We start from the raw sequence: 1484 nt of genomic DNA, 5'->3' as shown, positions 1-1484 counted from the left end.
AGGCAGGGCCGCCGCCGAGACCGCCGACCGGAGCGCCGAGGAGGACTCCGACCGCGCGGAGTCGCTGAAGGGCTGACGAGGAGGCGGATCGCATGAGGGGCACGAGCCGGCGCGCCGTACTGGCCGCCGGTTTCGTGCTGCCCCTGGCGGCCTTCCTGCCACTGACCGGCTGTCTGCCCGTGCGCGGCCCCGCGGAGCTGCGGATCATGGTGCCGACGCCGCCCGGAGGCGGATACGACCACACGGCGCGGACGATCAAGGCGGTCCTGGAGGAGACCGGGACGGTTTCGGAAGTGACGGTGTTCAACCTGCCGGGGGTGTCGGGCACCGCGGCCCTGGCGCGGTTGGTGTACGAGCGCGGCACCCCCGGCCTGATCCTCCAGATGGGGTTGGGGGTGCTGGCCAACTCCCACATCGAGTCGGCGTCGCATTCGGCGACGGAGGCCACTCCCCTGGCCCGGCTGATCGAGGAGCCCGAGGCGCTGCTGGTGCCGCCGGACTCCCCGTTCGACACGATCGACGACATGGCGCGCGCGTGGCGCGCCGACCCCTCGAGCGTGGTGATCGGCGGGGGCTCGACCCCGGGGGGTCCCGACCACATGGTGACCATGCTGCTGGCCGAGGAGCTGGGGATCGACCCGGCGGAGGTGGACTACCGCACCTACGACGGAGGCGGCCCGATGCAGGCGGCACTGCTCAGTCACGAGGTGAGCGTCGCGGCGGCCGGGCCGAGCGAGCAGCGTGCGGCGATCGACTCCGGACAGCTGCGGGTGTTGGCCGTGACCGGCGCGGACCCCGACCCGGGGACGGACGCGCCGACGCTGGCGGAGGCGGGGATACCGCTGCACTTCCTCAACTGGCGCGGGCTGCTGGCGCCGCCGGGGCTGTCCGCCGCGGACCGGGAGGAACTGCTCGCGGTGGTCGCGACGCTGCACGACTCGCCCGAGTGGCGGGCGGAGCTGGAGCGCAACCGGTGGACGGACGCGTACCTGGAGGGGGCGGAATTCGCCGCGTTCCTGGCCGAGGAGGAGGAGCGCGTGGGGACGGCGCTGAACCGGCTGGGATTCGCCGACGGGGGCGACTGAACAGCGCGCGGACGGCGGAGCGCGTGCTACAGTATGAATTTCGCAATTTCCATATTGAGCACACAAAAATCCATCTAACTAAAGGATAGCAAGTAGATGGAGTTCCGTCAAGCGGACGCAGCACCGGACCCGATGTCGGACGACGCCGCGCACCCGTCCCCCTCCTCCGGGGGCGCCTCCTCCTCGGAGCGCGCCGCCCTGGCCGAGGAGCAGGTACGGGTCAGCGCCATGTACGAGCGGCTGGACGCCCTGCGCTCCCACGCCGACGACCAGCTCTCCGCCGCCCACCTGCAGGACCGGTCCGGCTACGCGGCTCTCGTGGAGCGCGAGGACCGGTCGTACGCGCAGGCCAGGCGCCGGTCACAGCTGGGTTCGGTCGAGGAGGGACTGTGCTTCGGC

Annotated in this window: 2 protein-coding genes and 1 pseudogene (1 of these 3 running past the window's edge); all 3 read left to right on the top strand. The window is 72.0% G+C overall.

The window, feature by feature from the left end:
* Window positions 1-96, top strand: the 3' end of a protein-coding gene (locus D471_RS0103680; RefSeq protein WP_017597375.1) for a tripartite tricarboxylate transporter permease. It extends 1461 nt beyond the left edge of the window; only the last 96 of its 1557 coding nucleotides appear in the window; the start codon falls outside the window, past its left edge; the stop codon is at window positions 94-96.
* Complete coding sequence (locus D471_RS0103675; RefSeq protein WP_017597374.1) at window positions 93-1085, top strand: Bug family tripartite tricarboxylate transporter substrate binding protein; 993 nt, start codon at window positions 93-95, stop codon at window positions 1083-1085. Before D471_RS0103680 ends, D471_RS0103675 begins: the two co-directional genes overlap by 4 nt.
* Before the next feature lie 132 nt (window positions 1086-1217).
* A pseudogene (locus D471_RS32890) lies at window positions 1218-1484 on the top strand (helicase); the annotation flags it as partial.

Origin of the sequence: Nocardiopsis lucentensis DSM 44048 (assembly GCF_000341125.1) — a bacterium.
In the GTDB taxonomy this organism is placed as follows: Bacteria; Actinomycetota; Actinomycetes; order Streptosporangiales; family Streptosporangiaceae; genus Nocardiopsis; species Nocardiopsis lucentensis.
This window is presented reverse-complemented; position numbering and strand designations above follow the sequence as displayed.

Excerpts from the sequence above, each read along its gene's own strand:
- D471_RS0103675 (WP_017597374.1), top strand. The coding sequence starts at position 93 with ATGAGGGGCACGAGCCGGCGCGCCGTACTGGCCGCCGGTTTCGTGCTG.